Source organism: Gryllotalpicola daejeonensis (assembly GCF_039538145.1).
Lineage (GTDB): Bacteria > Actinomycetota > Actinomycetes > Actinomycetales > Microbacteriaceae > Gryllotalpicola > Gryllotalpicola daejeonensis.
The window spans coordinates 496710-509817 of record NZ_BAABBV010000001.1; the positions used below are offsets into that span (position 1 = coordinate 496710).

The 13108-nt window shown below is 69.2% G+C and carries 11 protein-coding genes; 3 read left to right on the top strand and 8 right to left on the bottom strand.

The genetic code is table 11. The annotated features are described in order from the left end of the window. Positions 1-33: 33 nt before the first annotated feature. Entirely contained in the window at positions 34-2121 is a 2088-nt protein-coding gene (locus ABD736_RS02475) for a DNA gyrase/topoisomerase IV subunit B (protein WP_344790153.1), read from the bottom strand. 161 nt (positions 2122-2282) lie between these two features. Here ABD736_RS02475 and ABD736_RS02480 point away from each other — a divergent pair, with 161 nt between their 5' ends. After that, a complete protein-coding gene (locus ABD736_RS02480; RefSeq protein WP_344790154.1) occupies positions 2283-2510 on the top strand; it encodes a DUF7455 domain-containing protein in 228 nt (75 codons plus the stop codon). Between the two features lie 81 nt (positions 2511-2591). Here the strand turns inward: ABD736_RS02480 and ABD736_RS02485 are convergent, their stop codons facing one another. The 7 genes from ABD736_RS02485 to ABD736_RS02515 all read right to left on the bottom strand — a co-directional run bounded on the left by ABD736_RS02485 (position 2592) and on the right by ABD736_RS02515 (position 10103). Then, positions 2592-3689: an alanine racemase gene (locus ABD736_RS02485; protein ID WP_344790155.1), complete on the bottom strand. Its 1098-nt coding sequence runs from the start codon at positions 3687-3689 to the stop codon at positions 2592-2594. Further along, positions 3686-4642 (bottom strand): alanine racemase, encoded by a 957-nt coding sequence (locus tag ABD736_RS02490; protein WP_344790156.1) that lies wholly within the window; start codon positions 4640-4642, stop codon positions 3686-3688. The genes ABD736_RS02485 and ABD736_RS02490 overlap by 4 nt, the downstream gene beginning before the upstream one ends. Beyond that, entirely contained in the window at positions 4639-5643 is a 1005-nt protein-coding gene (locus tag ABD736_RS02495; protein ID WP_344790157.1) for a sugar-transfer associated ATP-grasp domain-containing protein, read from the bottom strand. Before ABD736_RS02495 ends, ABD736_RS02490 begins: the two co-directional genes overlap by 4 nt. Before the next feature lie 9 nt (positions 5644-5652). Further along, positions 5653-6366, bottom strand: a complete 714-nt coding sequence (locus ABD736_RS02500) for a coenzyme F420-0:L-glutamate ligase (RefSeq protein WP_344790158.1) — start codon at positions 6364-6366, stop codon at positions 5653-5655. 5 nt (positions 6367-6371) lie between these two features. After that, a complete protein-coding gene (locus ABD736_RS02505) occupies positions 6372-7700 on the bottom strand; it encodes an RNA polymerase sigma factor (protein WP_344790159.1) in 1329 nt (442 codons plus the stop codon). 147 nt (positions 7701-7847) lie between these two features. Next, entirely contained in the window at positions 7848-9167 is a 1320-nt protein-coding gene (locus ABD736_RS02510) for an MFS transporter (protein ID WP_344790160.1), read from the bottom strand. Beyond that, positions 9168-10103, bottom strand: a complete 936-nt coding sequence (locus ABD736_RS02515) for a proteasome assembly chaperone family protein (RefSeq protein WP_344790161.1) — start codon at positions 10101-10103, stop codon at positions 9168-9170. It abuts the gene before it with no gap. 95 nt (positions 10104-10198) lie between these two features. On the opposite strand from ABD736_RS02515, the gene ABD736_RS02520 reads away from it, so the two are divergent. Together ABD736_RS02520 and lpdA are read left to right on the top strand one after the other, a co-directional pair. Then, positions 10199-11701 carry a leucyl aminopeptidase gene (locus tag ABD736_RS02520; protein ID WP_344790162.1) on the top strand — a complete coding sequence of 501 codons (1503 nt, stop codon included), beginning with the start codon at positions 10199-10201 and terminating at the stop codon, positions 11699-11701. Positions 11702-11711: 10 nt separating this feature from the next. Beyond that, on the top strand, positions 11712-13094 hold the full coding sequence (lpdA, locus tag ABD736_RS02525; protein WP_344790163.1) for a dihydrolipoyl dehydrogenase: 1383 nt from the start codon (positions 11712-11714) through the stop codon (positions 13092-13094). Positions 13095-13108 lie beyond the last annotated feature (14 nt).

Genomic DNA, 13108 nt, shown 5'->3' on the forward strand with positions numbered 1-13108 from the left:
GGCCCGGCGCAAGCCGGGCCCCTCTTTCGTCAGCTACGCGTCGATGCGGTCGCGCGACAGCGTCTCGGAGTTGTCGATGATGAACTCCTTGCGCGGGGCGACCTCGTTGCCCATGAGCATCTCGAAGACCTTGGCCGCAGCTTCTGCATCGGCGACGCGCACGCGGCGAAGCATCCGGTGCCGCCTGTCCATCGTCGTGGACGCGAGCTGGTCGGCATCCATCTCGCCCAGGCCCTTGTAGCGCTGGATCGGGTCCTTCCAGGCGATGTTGCGCTTCTTGAGATCGGCGAGAACCGCGTTCAGCTCGGCCTGCGAATACGTGTAGATGGTCTCGGATGCCCGCGAGCCACGGCCCACCGTCTGCACGCGGTGCAGCGGCGGCACGGCGGCGAACACGCGCCCCTCTTCCACCATCGGCCGCATGTAGCGGAAGAAGAGGGTCAGCAGAAGGGTGCGGATGTGGGCGCCGTCGACGTCGGCGTCGGACATGATGATGACCTTGCCGTAGCGCGCGGCGTCGAGGTCGAAGGTGCGGCCGGAGCCCGCGCCGATCACCTGGATGATCGCGGCGCACTCGGCGTTCGAGAGCATGTCCGAGACCGACGCCCGCTGCACGTTGAGGATCTTGCCTCGGATCGGCAGCAGCGCCTGATACTCGCTGTCGCGCCCGCGCCGGGCCGTGCCGAGCGCCGAGTCGCCCTCGACGATGAACAGCTCGGTCTGCGCGACGTCGGTCGAGCGGCAGTCGACCAGCTTCGCGGGCAGCGTCGAGCTCTCGAGCGCGTTCTTGCGCCGCTGCGTCTCTTTGTGGGCGCGGGCCGAGATGCGCGATTTCATCTCGGCGACGAGCTTGTCGAGCAGAACGGATGCCTGCGCCTTGTCGTCCCGCTTGGAGGACGAGAACCGTTCGCCGAGGCCCTTGGCGAGCACGTTGGCGACGATGTTGCGCACCGCAGGGGTGCCCAGCACCTCTTTCGTCTGGCCTTCGAACTGCGGCTCGGGCAGGCGAACGGTGAGCACGGCGGTGAGGCCGGCCAGCAGGTCGTCCTTCTCGAGCTTCTCGTTGGCCGCGATCTTGAGCCGGCGGGCGTTCTGCTCGAACTGCGCGCGGAAGAACTTCATCAGGCCCTGCTCGAAGCCGGTCTGGTGGCTGCCGCCCTTCGGCGTCGCGATGATGTTGACGAAGCTCTTCATCACGGTCTCGTAGCCGGTGCCCCAGCGCAGCGCGATGTCGACCTCGCAGGTGCGCTTCACCTCGGTCGGCACCATATTCCCGTTCTCGTTGAGCACGGGCACCGTCTCGGTGAAGTGGCCTTCGCCGGTGATGCGCCAGGTGTCGGTGACGGGCGCATCGGGGGCGAGGAACTCGGCGAACTGCGAGATGCCGCCATCGAAGTGGAATTCGGCGCGCTCGCCCTCCGGCGTGCGCTGGTCGTCGATGGCGATGCGGATGCCGGGGACGAGGAACGCCGTCTGCCGCGCGCGCGCCACGAGGCCGTCGGGCTGGAACGAGGCGTCGCGCCCGAAGATCTGTCGGTCAGCCCAGTAGCGGATGCGCGTGCCGGTCTTCGCCTTGGCTACCTTGCCGATCACGCGAAGCTCGCTTCCCGCGACGAACGGCGTGAACGGGGCATCCGGCCTGGGCTCCTTGCCCTTGTCGTCGAAGACGCCGGGCTCGCCGCGGTGGAAGCTCATCGCCCAGGTTTTGCCGTCGCGGTCGACCTCGACATCGAGACGCTCGGAGAGCGCGTTCACGACCGAGGCGCCGACGCCGTGCAGCCCGCCGGAGGCGGAGTACGAGCCACCGCCGAACTTGCCGCCGGCGTGCAGCTTGGTGAAGACCACCTCGACGCCGGACAGGCCGGTCTTCGGCTCGATGTCGACCGGGATGCCGCGTGCCTGGTCGCGCACCTCGACGCTGTCGTCGGGGTGCAGCACGACCTCGATCGAGTCGCCGTGTCCAGCCAGCGCCTCGTCGACGGAGTTGTCGATGATCTCCCACAAGCAGTGCATGAGCCCGCGCTCATCGGTCGAGCCGATGTACATGCCGGGGCGCTTGCGCACCGCCTCGAGCCCCTCGAGGACTGACAGGTGCCTCGCAGAATAATCCGACGTCGCCACGGGTTCCACCCTATGAACCGCGCGCCCCGGAAAGCTGACGACACCCTGTCGACCCGGCGGTACGCCCCCAGCGAAATGCGCGCCGCAAGGCGGGATTTGTCAGCAGTACGTGTTTCACTGGGTTCAACGACAAGCGGTTCGATACGTAGGAGGTACTCGTAATGTCGCTCAACACCACAGAGACCGACGACCTCCGGGCAGAGCCGCAGCTCACCGCGGCCGACCGCTGCGACGCGTGCGGCGCTCAGGCGTATGTGCGTGCCACGGTGAACGGCACCGAGCTGCTGTTCTGCGCGCACCACGCGAAGAAGCACCAGCAGAAGCTCGAGGCGATCGCCGAGAGCTGGCACGATGAGTCGGCCAGGCTGCTCGAGGACTCGCGCGCGTAGTCACCCGGAACAGACGTCAGGGCCAGGCGGGAAACCGCCTGGCCCTTTGTCGTACCCTCGCGGCGTCGCGGCGTCGCGGCGTCAGGGCGCGAGGTAGCGACGCGGAACGCGCGCGGCGATGCGCGTCGTGATCTCGTCGCCGAGCGTGCCCGAGAGGTCGCCCCACTGCCGCACGGTCTGCTCCCCGTCGGCTCCGGTGCCGAACAGCACGGCGATATCGCCCGGTGCGGGCTCCGTCCCCGGAGCGACCGCGATCACGAGATGGTCGCGTTCGACGCGGGTGATCGGATGCTGCACGCCGCGCACCGCGACGCAGCAGCTCCCCGCGACGTTGCGCGGGACGCCGTCGCCGTAGCCGGCGCTGACGTACGCCTCCGCGCGTTCGTCGCCGAGCTCGCGCACCGCCAGCACCTGGGCGCGCAGCGTCATGACCGGCGTCAGGCCGATCTCTGCGGGCGTCACGCCGTCGAACGAAGGGATGCCCCAGCAGTGGCCGCCCATGCGGACCATGTCGAGCCGCACGTCGGCGCGGCGCAGGCCGGCTGAGCTTGCCGCGAGGTGGCGCACCTCGATCGAGGCGCCGAGCTCGCGGGCAACCGAGACGCCGTCGAGGAAGCGCTCGAGCGCGAGGGTGTCGTCGTCTTCAGAGGCCTCGGCGATGTGGGTCCAGGCGGCAAAGGTTCGCACGAGCCCTGCCCGCTCTGCGTCGACGGCGGCGGCGACCAATGCGGGCCAGTCGGCGGCGGTCGCCCCGTTGCGGTGCAGGCCGGTGTCGAGCTTCAGGTGCAGGTGCGGCGGAACGAAGACCTCTGAGGCGGCGAGGCGCTGCGCGGCATCCGTGATCGACCGCAATTCGGGCAGGCTCGAGACCCCGAGATCGATACGTCGGGCGATGGCCTCGCCGAAGTCCTGCCCGGGCGGATAGAGCCACGCGAGCACGGTGACATCATCGCCGATGCCCGCGGCGCGCAGCTCGAGCGCCGTGTCGACGTCGAGTGCGCCGATCGCGCGGATGCCGCCGGCGACCGCCTGGCGCGCAACCGGAACCCGGCCGTGGCCGTAGGCGTCGGCCTTGACGACCACCATCAGGTCGGCGGGTGCGACGGTTCGGCGCAGGTGGGCGATGTTCTTCTCAAGCGCGCCGAGGTCGACGACGGCTTCGATGAGCGGCGCGGTCATTGCTCCGCTCCCCCGTCAGCCTGCCGCGCCGCAGAGCGCCGCGGACGGGCGGTGAGTCTGGTGGTGATCTCGGCGCTGTGCGTTCCGAGCGCGCGTGCATGCTCGAACGCGGTCGGCTCGCCGTGGCGGGAATCGCCCAAGACCGTCACCTCGGTGCCGAGCGGCGGCGCAGTCACGTCGCCGAGGTCGAGCATGAACGCATCCATTGCGACGCGCCCGGCGACGCCGTGCCGGGCGCCGGCGACGGACGCGTCGACCCGATTGCCCGCTGCGCGTGAAAGTCCGTCCGCATAGCCGAGCGTCACGAGCGCGAGCGTTGCCTGCGTTCGAGTCCGGTACGTGTAGCCGTAGCTCACGCCCTCGTCGGCACCGACCCGCTTGGTCGCCGCGATCGGCGCCCACAGGCGCAGTACGGGGTGGAAGTCGGGAGCCACGTCGGCGTCGTCTTCGCTGATGCCGAAGAGCTCGGCCCCGACGACGGGGAAGGCGTAGTCCGCGACGGCGGCGATGTCGCGCTGCGCCGCATCGGCCTGGGCGTCGTCGAGCTCGGCCGGAGTCAGACCAGGCAGTCCCTCGCCGGTCTCTTCGACGAGGACGACCCCGTTCACTCCCCCGGCCGCTGCGCGCTCGTACTCGTCCAGCGAGTGCACGCGAGGGGCGACCCCGAGCGCCGCGGCGCGGGTGAAGTCCTCGTCGGCCGCGTGCTGGGTCGTGACGATGAGCGACTCCGGGGCGAGGGCGCGCACCCGCTCCGCCTCGTCGAGGCGCGTCACGACGAAGGCCTGCGCGCCGAGCTCGGCGAGGGCGGGCACCACGACGTCGAGGCCGTGGCCCCAGGCATCCGCGCCGACATCGACGAACAGGGGTGCGCCCTGCGTGAGCTCGCGGAAGTGCTCGACGTTGGCGGCGAGCACGTCGAGATCGATCGACGCCTCGCGGAACGGCACGCTCACTTGGCCGTCGCACGCTCGAAGCGCGCGCGGGTGCCGGTGCGGATGCCCGTGACTGATGGCTTGTGCTCGTAGATGCCCGGAACCCAGTTGCCCTCGAGCACCAGTGGGCCGTCGGGGCCTATCACGAAGTCCCACCCGACGTACGGCACCTGCGGGACGACACGGGCGACGACGTCGACGAGTGCCTTGAGCTCGTCGGCGAGGGGAAGCTGGAAGTCGACGATTGACACGCCGGACTCGGGGTGCACGTCGAAGCGGTTGGTGTTCTTGCCGGTGTGGCCGGCGCCGTAGGAGTGGCCGTTCTCGTCGAGCATCGTGTAGAAGCCGCCCGAGATCGGCTGATCGCTGACCTCGCCCCTGCCGAACTTCTGCGCCCACGACAGCAGATGCACCTTCTCGCCGTCGAAGAAGGTGTTGACCCGCGTCGTGTTGACGGTGCCTGCGCACAGCTCGGCGAGCACCGGATGCTGCGTGATGTTCTCTTCGACGAGCAACTGGCCCTTCTCGACCAGTTCGTGGTGCAGCTGTGCCCAGTCGGCGACCTCGCTGCTGACGTACCGCTCGACGCCGTTGCCGGCCTGGCCGGTGGGCATTTTCCCGATGATGATCGGATGCTTCGCGCCGAAGGCCTCGAGCTCGGCGGGGCCCGCCTCGCTCAGGTCCAGCCACTCGCGGCGCAGATAGGGCGCGAACGTGCGGTTGAACTTGATCTTGTCGAGGAAGAGGTCGGTGTACGCGGGGTCGTCGTGCCGAACCGCGAGGTGGTTCGACAGTGGCGACGTCATGAAGGTGCGACGCTCAGCGCGGGTGAGCATGGCGAAATCGAGTTCGAAGTAATCGTTGAACGCCGTGTTGCGGAACGCCGCCGACCACAGCATGTCGGCGAAAACGACCGCCGTCCAACGGTCATGCTGCTGCGCCGCAAGGCGTGCCCGTCGCAGCACCGACGGCAGGTCGAAGCCCTTCGCGCGAGTGATCAGGAAGCGGAGACGATCGATCACGCCCGCCACTCAGGCAGCCTCACCGGTGACGCGGCGGATCACACCCAGCGGTGTGCTCTGGTGACCCTGCCCAAGCGGGTTGTCCGCGAGGATGCGCGCGAGTCGGGCATCTGCCGCCCGGTCCACGGTCGAACCGAGGATGTTCCCGCCGAGGTCGTTGATGTCCACGATCGCGACGTCGACACGGCTGCCGAGCGCCGCCTTGACCTCCTGCGCGACCTTGCGGGGCTGCGCAGGCGCCAGCACGACCTGCTGGTTGTACGGCGGAATGGTGTTGTGCGTGGGGCCGTCGATCCCGCGGGCCTTGGGGCCGGCGATGCGATAGAAGTCGCCCTTGCGCCCGACGGCCTTCGTCACCGCGGCGACCGCCGCGGCCAGCAGGATGCGGGGCGTGCCGCATTCGCGCAGGGCCATCTCCATCGTCTCGGGCATGCCGAGGCCGATGCCGTACGGCGTCTTCTGCACGTAGCGTGAGAGGAACGCCGCCAGCGGGCGCACCTTGATCTCGTCGAGCGGGTACGAGCGCCCCTGCGTGATGGCGACGATCTTCTCGGTGATGAAGAGGATGTCGCCGTCGACCAGGTGCGGTGACGCGTGCTGCACGACGAACGGCACCAGCTTCTCACCCGCGAGCACCAGCGGCGTCTTGATCGGGATGCGCTGGTATTCGGTGCCGTCGACCGAGATGGTCAGCTTCTTACCGTCGTTGGCGGTGAGGTCCATTCGGCTTACTCCAGGTAGTCGCGCAGGGACTGCGACCGCGAGGGGTGGCGCAGCTTGGCCATGGTCTTCGACTCGATCTGGCGGATCCGCTCGCGGGTCACGCCGAAGGTGTCGCCGATCTGGTCCAGCGTCTTGGGCTGGCCGTCGCCGAGCCCGAAGCGCATGCGGATCACGCCTGCCTCACGCTCCGAGAGCGAGTCGAGCAGGCTCTCGAGCTGCTTCTGCAGCATGGTGAAGCCCACGGCGTCGGCCGGGACGACGGCCTCGGTGTCTTCGATGAGATCGCCGAACTCGCTGTCGCCGTCTTCACCGAGCGGCGTGTGTAGCGAGATCGGCTCGCGGCCGTACTTCTGCACCTCGACGACCTTCTCGGGCGTCATGTCGAGCTCGCGGCTCAGCTCCTCGGGCGTGGGCTCGCGACCCAGATCCTGCAGCATCTGACGCTGCACGCGGGCGAGCTTGTTGATGACCTCGACCATGTGCACGGGAATGCGGATGGTGCGGGCCTGGTCGGCCATGGCGCGCGTGATCGCCTGGCGGATCCACCAGGTGGCGTACGTCGAGAACTTGAAGCCCTTGGTGTAATCGAACTTCTCGACGGCGCGGATCAGGCCCAGGTTGCCCTCCTGGATCAGGTCCAGGAACTGCATGCCGCGGCCGGTGTAGCGCTTGGCGAGCGAGACCACGAGGCGCAGGTTGGCGCCGAGCAGGTGGCTCTTCGCACGCTGCCCGTCGCGGGCGACCCAGGAGAGCTCGCGACCCAGCTGGGTGCGCTTCTCCTTGTCGTCCATGTGCGAGAGCTTCTCTTCGGCGAACAGGCCGGCCTCGATGCGCATCGCGAGCTCGACCTCCTGCTCGGCGTTGAGCAGCGCGACCTTACCGATCTGCTTGAGGTAGTCCTTGACGGGGTCCGCCGTGGCGCCGGTGATCGTGGCCGAGTACACCGGGACCTCGTCGTCCTCGTCGGCGGCACGCAGCACGATGGCGCCGGTCGGCAGCGGCTCGTTCATCTCGGGCGCGGCCGGCTTCTCTTCGGTCTCTTCGGACTCGTCGCCCTCATCTGCGGCGTGCGCGGCATCAGTCGTGGCGGCTTCCGCCTCGACCTCTGCGACGTCGCCGTCTTCGAGTTCCTCCTCAGCGCCCTCTTCCGGCTCGTCGGTCGCGGCGGCCTTCTTGGTGCTGGTGCGCTTGGTGGTGCCCGCGGACTTGGCGGTGCTCTTCTTGGCAGCAGAACCCGCCGACTTTGCGGCGGTCGTGCGCGCGGCCGCCTTCTTGGGCGCAGCCTTCGTCTCTTCGACCTCGGGAGCCTCGGGAGTGGCGGTCTTGGAAGCCATGGTGCTCACCTTCCGTCCGTATTGCGGACATTACAAAGGCCCATGTCAAGTCCGGGTGGAAGTGACGCCGCTGTCATTCAGCTGACGTCCCGCGAACATGAACGGGTCCTGAAGTTCAAGTATGACACAGGCCCCGGGGTGCGAGCATCAGCCTCGCGCAGCCTTCCTGCGGGCCCAAGCGTCATTGAGTGCAACCCAGATCGGGGCCACGCGTATTCCCTCTTCGTCAAGCATCCGCCTGCGCGTGCGGCGCCTGGCGCGGATCACTCCTGCCAGTCCGACGCCCAGCACCACGAAGATCACGAGGAACGCGACGCGGAATGAGGCGAGTGAGTACAGGGTCTGGCCGAAGTGCGAGTTCGCGAAATCGAGCAGTGAGCCGATGACGTAGATCATGACGAAGCTCGCGCTGAAGCCGCCCACGTTCACGACGCCGTTGGCTGAGCCGAGCGCGTGCAGCGGGTTCGAGGTGCGGGCGAAGTCGAACCCGATCGCAGAGCCCGGCCCGCCGATGCCGATCACGACCAGCATGACGAGCACGAGCGCGAACGGCGGTTTGCCCGGCCACAGCAGCAGCACGGCCCACACCGCCGCCATCGCCGCGACCACGAAGAGCACCATGTTCGATCGGCGCAGCGGGTGCCGGCCCGTGAGGACTCCGAGGAACGGGCCGACCACCATTCCGGCGATGACCGGCACGATGAGCAGAACGGATGCCTCAGACCGCGGGTAGCCGAGGCCGAAGACCAGATACGGCAGGCCCCACATGAGCGTGAACATCGTCATCGGGCTCATCGTCACGAAGTGCGACCAGAAGCCGAGCTGGGTTCCCGGTCGGCGCAGGCTCTCACCGAGCTGGCGCAGCGACTGGGTCCAGCTCTCGGGCCGCGGGCCCTCCTGTGCGTGCTCCGGCCGGTCGACGACCATGACCACGACGAGCACCAGCCCGAGCACGACGAAGCCGGCCGCCGAGAGGAAGGCGGGCGTCCAGCCGTCCTCGTGCAGGATCCACGCGAACGGAACGGCGGAGAGCACCTGGCCGAGCTGCCCCGCGTTGCTCACCCACTGCACCGCCACAGGAACCGACGGCCCGGGGAACCATGAGCTCACCAGACGGATGACAGAAAGGAAGACGGTCGCATCGCCCGCGCCGACGAAGACCCGCCCAGCGATCGCGTCCCCGATGTTCGGCGACAGTGCCACGATCACCTGGCCGAGCGCCATCAGCCCGAGTCCGCCGATCATCAGCCGACGCGGGCCGAGGCGGTCGAGCAGCACTCCGAACGGGATCTGCGCGCCCGCGTAGACGACGAGCTGCAGCACCGCGAGCATCGACAGGACGGCCGCGTCTGCGTGGAACCGCTCGGTCGCGGTGACTCCGGCGACGCCGATCGTCGTGCGCTGCGTGATGGCCACCAGATACGCGACGAGCCCGGTCGCATAGACCAGGGCTCCGCGGCGGCTCACTCAGTCAAGGCTATCGCCTGTGTCGTCCTTCCCGTGACGACGCTGGTGTGCCAGGAACTGCTCGAGCTCTGCCGCGATCTCGTCTGCGGTCGGCAGGTTGCCGGCGTCGGCCATGCCTCGCCTGATGGGGTTGTCCTGCATGTAGCTGTCGTGCCGCTCCTCGAGCGCACCGACGAGCCGCTCCAGCTCTGCGTTGCTCTGCACCTGCTCGTTGATGTTCGCGACGAAGTCGTCGTTGTCCGCGCGCAGGAAGTCGGTCGGGAACACGAGGCCCGTGGAGGCGGAGACGCTCTGCAGCGCCGTGATCAGCGCCGCGGGGTACTCGGTGTCGCCGAGATAGTGGGGCACGAGCACCACGAAACCGGTCGTGAGGTGGCCCAGCTCGGTCAGGCGGTACTCGATGAGGTGCATGGCCGTCGCGGGGGCCTGCGTGCGCGGCCGCCACGCCGAGAGCTGCTCGATGAGCTCGGTGTTGTTGCCGCTCACCGTCACCGACAGCGGGCGCGTGTGCGGCACGGGCATCGGAATCGCGTGCACCCACGTGATGCTGGCGACCTCGAGCGTCTCGACGAGACCGAGCACGGCGGCGCTGAACGCCTCCCACTCGAAGTCGGGCTCGTAGCCGTGCAGGAAGAGGAACGGGCGCCCGACCTCGTCGTCGACGAGATAGAGCGCAAGCTTCGGCGGGTTGTAGTTCGTCAGGTGGTCCTGGTCGAACTGGATCGTGGGGCGCCGCGCGCGGTAGTCGAGCAGGATGTCGTTGTCGAACTGCGCGATGACCTCGTGATGAGGCAGGTTCTCGAGCGTGTACGCGCCGAGCTGCGACACCGTGCCGCCGGCGTCTGCGAACCCGGTCAGGCCGGCCACGAGCGGCAGGCCGGCCGGCACGTCCATGGCGGCTGCAGTGAGCTCGTAGAGTTCGCGGGGGTTGCGCATGATTCAACTTTAGGCGCGGGGTGCACCCGCCCTCGGGCAGCCCGTCATGCCGAGAGCGAACAGTGCGCACAGCGCCGCTCGATAGGGTCGTTGGCATGACCGCAGCCGAGCTCACCGTTGTTCCTGAGGTGGCCGCCGCCGACGCCGAGATCCTGGTGTTCGCCGCGACGGCCGACAAGCCCGCACCCGTCGTTCTTGCGCCGGAGCTCGCCCCGGAGCTCGCCGAGGCGATCGGCGGGCAGCTGCCGCTGATCGGCTTCGGCGGCGGCGCAGACGAGCTCGCCCGCGTCGTCGTCGACGGCCGTGCGTATGCGGTCATCGGCGTGGGCAAGAAGGCCACGGCAGACGCGCTGCGTGCGGCGGCCGGCTCCGCTGTCCGGCAACTGGCAGGCGCGGCATCCGTCGCTCTCGCACTGCCGACCGACGGCGAACTGCTCGCCGCCGTGCTCACCGGTGCCGCGCTCGGCTCGTATTCGTACGACGCGTACCGCGTTGCGAGCAGGGCCGCGCAGAAGGCGCCGGTCGGGCACATCCAGGTCATCAGTGCGCAGACGGATGCCTCGGCCGCGCTCGCCCGCGCGCGGGTCGACGCCTCGGCCGTCGCCCTGGTCAAGGACCTCTTCAACCAGCCGCCCCTCGACCTCTATCCCGAGACATTCGTTCACACCGCGCGCGAGGCGGTCGACCACCTGCCGGTCGAGCTGCAGGTGTGGGACGAGAAGGCCCTCGCCGACGAGGGCTTCGGCGGCATCCTCGGAGTCGGCCAGGGGTCGAGCCGCCAGCCGCGGCTCGCGAAGCTGAGCTACTCGCCCGCGGGCGCGAGCGCGCACCTCGCGATCGTCGGCAAAGGCATCACCTTCGACTCCGGCGGGCTGTCGCTCAAGCCGCCGACCGGCATGGTCGGCATGAAGGGCGACATGACGGGCGCCGCCGTGGCCCTCGCCGCGGTGCGCGCGGTGGCCGAGCTCGAGCTGCCGGTGCGCGTCACCGCGTGGCTGTGCCTCGCCGAGAACATGCCTTCTGGGGCGGCGATCCGCCCGGGCGACGTTCTGCGCATTCGCGGCGGCAAGACCGTCGAGGTGCTGAACACCGACGCAGAGGGGCGTCTCGTGATGGCCGACGGTCTCGTCGCCGCAAGCGAGGAGCACCCCGACCAGATCATCGATGTGGCGACGCTGACCGGCGCGAAGGTGACCGCGCTCGGCACCCGCTACTCGGCGGTCATGGGGGACGAGAAGCTCAGCGAGGCCCTGCGCGAAGCCGCAGCGGAGACCGGCGAGCTGCTCTGGCCCATGCCGTTGCCGGACGAGCTGCGCGCGACCATCAATTCGGGTGTCGCCGACATCGCGAATGCGAACCCCGGCGTCGCCGCGGGCGGCATGCTGCTGGCCGGCATCTTCCTGCGCGAGTTCGTCGGGGCGCAGGGTGACGGCGACGACGCGCCGCGGATTCCGTGGGCGCACCTCGACATCGCGGGCTCCGAGGAGAACAAGGGCGGCGCGTACGGGTTCACCGGCAAGGGCGGTACCGGCGTCGCGGTGCGCCTGCTGGTGCGCCACGCGGAACGCCTCGCCGAGTCGGCCGGGGCTCTGGGCTAGGGTCGCCAGCGTGGCAGATCACACCTTCGATCTCGTCGTGCTCGGCGGCGGCAGCGGGGGCTATGCCGCAGCGCTGCGCGCCGCCGACCTCGGCTCGCGGGTCGCGCTGATCGAGAAGGACAAGCTGGGCGGCACCTGCCTGCATCGCGGGTGCATTCCGACGAAGGCGCTGCTGTACAGTGCGGAGGTCGCCGACTCAGTTCGCGACGCCGAGAAGAACGGCATCATCGTGAGCTTCGAGGGGGTCGACACCGAGCGCCTCGCCGCCTACCGAGACAGCGTCGTTGCACGAAAGTTCAAGGGCCTCGAGGGTCTGGTGCGTGCGCGGGGCATCACGGTCGTGCAGGGTTCCGGGCGTCTCGTAGGCCCGTCGTCGGTCGCTGTCGGCGACGACGTCTACACCGGCAGGAACCTGGTGCTCGCCACCGGTGCTGTGGCGCGCACCCTGCCAGGGCTCGAGCTCGGCGGCCGGGTGATCACGAGCAACGAGGCGCTGCAGCTCGACAGTATCCCCTCGTCCGTCATCGTGCTCGGCGGCGGCGTCATCGGCGTCGAGTTCGCGAGCCTCTGGCGCTCGCTCGGCGCAGAGGTCACGATCGTCGAGGCTCTCCCCCACCTCCTTCCCGCAGAAGACGAGGCGATCAGCAAGGGGCTCGAGCGGGCCTTCCGGCGACGCGAGATCGACTTCCGCCTCGGGGTGCCGTTCCGCTCGGCTCGTGAGACCGAGTCCGGCGTGCAGGTCACGCTCGACAACGGCGACGAGATCGAAGCCGAGCTGCTGCTCGTCGCGGTCGGGCGCGCGCCCGTCACGGCCGGCATCGGGCTCGAGGATGCCGGCGTGCAGCTCGAGCGCGGGTTCGTCGTCACGGATGAGCGGCTGCAGACATCCGTGCCCGGCATCTACGCCGTCGGCGACATCGTCGCCGGCCCTCAGCTCGCCCACCGCGGGTTCCAGCAGGGCATCTTCGTGGCGGAGGAGATCGCGGGGCTCGCGCCGACGGTCGTCGACGACGCCCTCGTTCCGCGCGTCGCCTACTGCAGCCCAGAGGTGGCGTCGGTCGGGCTCAGCGAGGCGGAAGCCATCGCCCGCTACGGAGCGGAGTCGGTCAGCGCGGTGTCGTCATACGAGTACAGCCTTGCGGGCAATGCTCGCAGCGAGATCCTCGGCACCAACGGGGTTGTGAAGATCGTGCGTCTCGCTGATGGACCCGTCGTCGGGATGCATCTACTGGGCGCCCGCGTCGGCGAGCTCGTCGGCGAGGCGCAGCTCACCGTCGGGTGGGAGGCGCACCCCGAAGACGTCGCACCGTTCGTCCACGCCCACCCGACGCAGAACGAGGCGCTCGGCGAGGCGTTCCTCAAGCTCGCGGGCAAGCCCCTGCACGCGCTGTGAGCCAAGTACTTGGC